Below are 3,816 nucleotides of genomic sequence, written 5' to 3'. Positions count from 1 at the left end.
CGCGGCGCTGTACGACGAGGCCGGCGACGCCGCCGACGAAATCTCCGGGGGTGACCGATGAGCGTCGACCGCGATCGCCTCCGGGACACCGTGAACTACCTCCGGGAGGTCCGACCGATCGACCCCGAGGAGATCCAGGCGTACTTCGACGACACCCCCCACCCCGCGGTGATCAGGCAGGAACTCCGCGCCGCGGCGTTCGACCTCGACCTCGTGGAACGGGAGGACGGCACGTTCGTCCCCGCCGACGACACGCCGGTCACTCCGCCGGGGTGGTCGCCCGAGACGCTCCCCGACGAGTACGAGCGCGTGGTCGTCGATCGACTCGTCGAACGCTTCGGGCTCGACTGGTACGACGGCGACTCCGGCGACGAACTCCGGGAGGCGATCCGCCGGCTCAAGGCCGACTACTACCACGGCAACCCCGTCGAGTACGACGAGACCGCGGCGCTGGGGTACGCGATCTACCACCTCCCGGACTACTACGCCGCGATGGGGTACGTACTCGACGACCTCGCGGCGAACGGCGACCTCCCGCGGAAACTCCGCGTGCTGGACGTGGGTGCGGGCGTCGGCGGCCCTGCGCTGGCGCTGATCGACTACCTCCGCGCGGCGGCAGGCGACGACGGCGAGCCGCCACTGATCGAGTACCACGCGCTGGAGCCTTCGCCGGCCGCAGACCTGCTCGAAGCGCTGCTCGAAGAGACGCCGCGCAACGTCCGAACCACGGTCCACCGCGAGCGCGCGGAGGCGTTCGACCCCGATTCGGTGGGCGACGTGGACCTGCTCACGTTCTGTAACGTGCTCTCGGAGCTCGCCGACCCCGTGGCGACGGCGGAACGGTATCTCGACGCCGTCGCCGACGACGGGACGATGCTCGCGATCGCGCCCGCGGACTTGGAGACCGCGACCGGACTCCGGGAGGTCGAGCGCGCGCTCGCCCGACCCGGCTCGGGACCGTCGGTGTACTCGCCGACGCTCCGGCTCTGGCCCGGCGAGTCGCCGTCGGACCGGGGCTGGTCGTTCGACGTTCGCCCCGACGTGGCGGCGCCGCGGATGCAGCAGCAGTTGGACGAAGGTGACCGTGGGGCCGACGGCGCCACGGAGCACGACGAACCCGGGACGTTCACGAAGACGTCGGTCCAGTTCGCCTACGCGCTGTTGCGCCCGGACGGGAAGCGTCGGACACAGATCCTCGCCTCCGAGGACCGCCACGCTAAGGCCGCGGAGATGGAGCGCCACGTCAGCAACCGCATCGACCTGTTGACGGTGAAGCTCAGCCCCGATCTCAGCCGGCAGGGCGAGCGGGCACGGGAGTACGGCGCCGACCCCAACCCGATCTTCAAGATCGGCGACGGCAGCGAGGACGTCGAGCAGTACGCGGTGCTCACCCAGCACACCGAACTCAACCGCGCGCTGGGCGAGGCCGACTACGGCGCGGTGCTGTCGATGGAGAACGCGCTCGTGCTGTGGAACGACGACGAGGAGGCGTACAAGACGGTCGTCGACGGCGAGACGGTCGTGGATCTGGTCGTCCCGTAGGTCGGCGGCGGCTCAGTCCTCGCCGAACTCGGGCGTCTTCTCCCCGGCGGGGACGACTACCTCGAGCCAGTTCTCCTCGGGCGGCAGCGGACAGGCGAACGTCTCGCTAAACGCACAGAACGGCGAGTACGCGAGGTTGAAGTCGAGCGTGACTGTGTCGCCCGTCTCCAGTTCTCCCTCCGGTTCGAACTCCATGTACCGCCCCCCGGAGTACGTCTGCTGACCCGTCGTTTTGTCCCGGAACGGGACGAACAGCGTGTCGTCCTCGCTGTTCTCCTGTCGGTAGGCGTGGAGCTTGCAGTCCTCGCCGCGGAGTTCGAACGCGAACGTCGCGACCCGAAGGTAGCGCGTCGGCGGGCCGTTTGTGGTCTCCATCTCCACCGGCTCGGGCTCGTCGTGGACGGTCACCTCGGCCTCGACCCGGAAATCGGGATCGGGGTCGAAGTAGTCGAGGCCGTCGAAATCGTCCCGGTGCTCCGGCGGCACCGGCGACTGCGGGTGCTCGGCGAAGAACTCGTCTTTCTCCTCGCGGTTCTGCCGGAGCTGTGTCTCCCAGCCGTCTGGCGTCGAGTCGCTCATACGCACGGTTAGGCCCGCGCGGGGATGAGTCCGGCGTTCGTCGACCTCCGGGTGGCGGCTCGTCAGCGAGAGGAGTCCTCGAGACAGTCGAACGTGGCTACCCGCCGACGCCGACCCGGTCGAGCTCCGCCGCGATCTGTCGGCGTTTCAGCAGCGCAAAGCCCGCGAGGATCAGCACGAACCCCGCGACCGTCTCGACGGTGACCACTTCGCCGAGCACTATCCAGCCCGACAGCGCCGCGAACACCGGCGCCACGTAGGAGACGAGGTTGATCTCGATCGGTCCCAGCCGGTCCAGCAGGTCGAAGTAGATCAGGAAGCCGACCGCGCTGGCGAGGATCGAGAGGTAGCCCATGCTCAGCACGGCCCGGAGGTTCAGTTCGACGGCCGCGAACGACTCCCCCAGCCCCGCGCTCACGACGTGCATCAGGAGCGCGCCGAGCAGCATCGACCACCCCTCCATCGCCTCGATCGGGAGGTCGGTGTCGAGTCGGCGGGTGAGCACGCTGCCCAGCGCGAACGACGCCGCCGCGGCGACGATCAGCAGCTTCGCCCCCATCCCGCCGGAAAGCAGGTTCGCCGGGTCGGGGTTCGCGATCACGACCGCGCCGGCGAGCCCGAACACCAGCCCGACGAACCCGGCGGGTTCGAGCCGTTCCTGCGGGACGAGCAGCCGGGCGAACCCGGTCGTCAGGATCGGGCTCAGGCCGACCAGCACCGACGCCGACGCGCTGGTGACGGCGTCGTCGGCCTCGCCCACGAACAGCAGCGCGTGGTAGGCCGCGATCACCAGCACCGCGCCGACGGCGACGCTGGCCCACTGGTCCCGGCCTCGCGGGATGGGGTCGTCGAGCACCCACCACGCGTAGCCGAGCATCAGCACGCCCGCGATGTCGTACCGTATCGCCGCGAACAGCACCGGCGGAAACACCGCCAGTCCCGCCTTGATCGCCATGAACGCCGACCCCCAGATCGCAGCGAGCGTCAGAAAGAGCGCGAGGTTCCGGTAGCGAGACACGACCGGAGCGTGGGCCAGCGACGGCTTAGGGGTACTGTTTCGGTGGCGGTTCGGGGACTCCTCCCGAACGTCACTCCGCGCCCGCGACGCCCGCCGCGTCACGTTCCCGCCGGAGGCCGCGCAGCAGGTCCTGTCGGGTGATGATGCCGACCAGTTCGTCGCCGTCGAGCACCGGCAGTCGGTTGATGTCGCGCTCGGGGTTGGCGAGCAGATCCAGCAGCGCGTCGAGGCTCGCGTCGGCGTCGACGGTCACGGGGTCTTCGGTCATCACGGAACTGATCGGGTCGTCTGCGTGGGCGGCGATGTCAACGTCGTCGCCCGGGAGGTCGAACGCGTACGTCAGCGTGTCGACGATCGGCGGGATGCCGATCGGGATCCAGAGCACGCGGTCCTCGACCTCGAACAGGTCGACGAGGTCGCCCTCGGTGACGACGCCGACGAGGCGCCCCTCGTCGACGACCGGGAAGCCGCTGAAGTTCACGTCCGCGAGGCGGGCGAGCACCTCGCCCACCTCGTCGTCGGGTGCGACAGTCTCCACGTCGGCGGTCATCACGTCGGCTGCGTTCATAGCCCAAGCGTGGGGCGGGGGCTACGTGAACGTTGCTGCCCGCAGTCTGAATACGAGAAGAGGGAATCGGCGGCTCAGTCGTGGAGGTGACAGGCCACGACCTCGCCGT

General features: G+C 69.4%; 4 protein-coding genes. 1 reads left to right on the top strand and 3 read right to left on the bottom strand.

Translation table 11 applies throughout. The annotated features are described in order from the left end of the window. The first annotated feature begins 57 nt into the window (after positions 1–57). Positions 58–1,542 carry a small ribosomal subunit Rsm22 family protein gene (locus tag ACFR9S_RS07405; protein WP_379818355.1) on the top strand — a complete coding sequence of 495 codons (1,485 nt, stop codon included), beginning with the start codon at positions 58–60 and terminating at the stop codon, positions 1,540–1,542. A 12-nt stretch (positions 1,543–1,554) separates the two neighbouring features. Here ACFR9S_RS07405 and ACFR9S_RS07400 read toward each other — a convergent pair whose 3' ends face one another. From ACFR9S_RS07400 to ACFR9S_RS07390, 3 genes are all read right to left on the bottom strand, one after another. Continuing rightward, complete coding sequence (locus tag ACFR9S_RS07400) at positions 1,555–2,121, bottom strand: DUF1684 domain-containing protein (protein WP_379730677.1); 567 nt, start codon at positions 2,119–2,121, stop codon at positions 1,555–1,557. Between the two features lie 97 nt (positions 2,122–2,218). Next, entirely contained in the window at positions 2,219–3,139 is a 921-nt protein-coding gene (locus ACFR9S_RS07395; protein WP_379730678.1) for a DMT family transporter, read from the bottom strand. Positions 3,140–3,209: 70 nt separating this feature from the next. Continuing rightward, positions 3,210–3,707, bottom strand: coding sequence for a CBS domain-containing protein (locus tag ACFR9S_RS07390; RefSeq protein WP_379730679.1), 498 nt, complete (start codon positions 3,705–3,707; stop codon positions 3,210–3,212). Positions 3,708–3,816 lie beyond the last annotated feature (109 nt).

It is taken from the genome of Halolamina salina (assembly GCF_042678005.1).
Lineage (GTDB): Archaea > Halobacteriota > Halobacteria > Halobacteriales > Haloferacaceae > Halolamina > Halolamina salina.
Note: the sequence above shows the minus strand (reverse complement) of the source record. Positions and strands in the feature narration are given on the sequence as shown.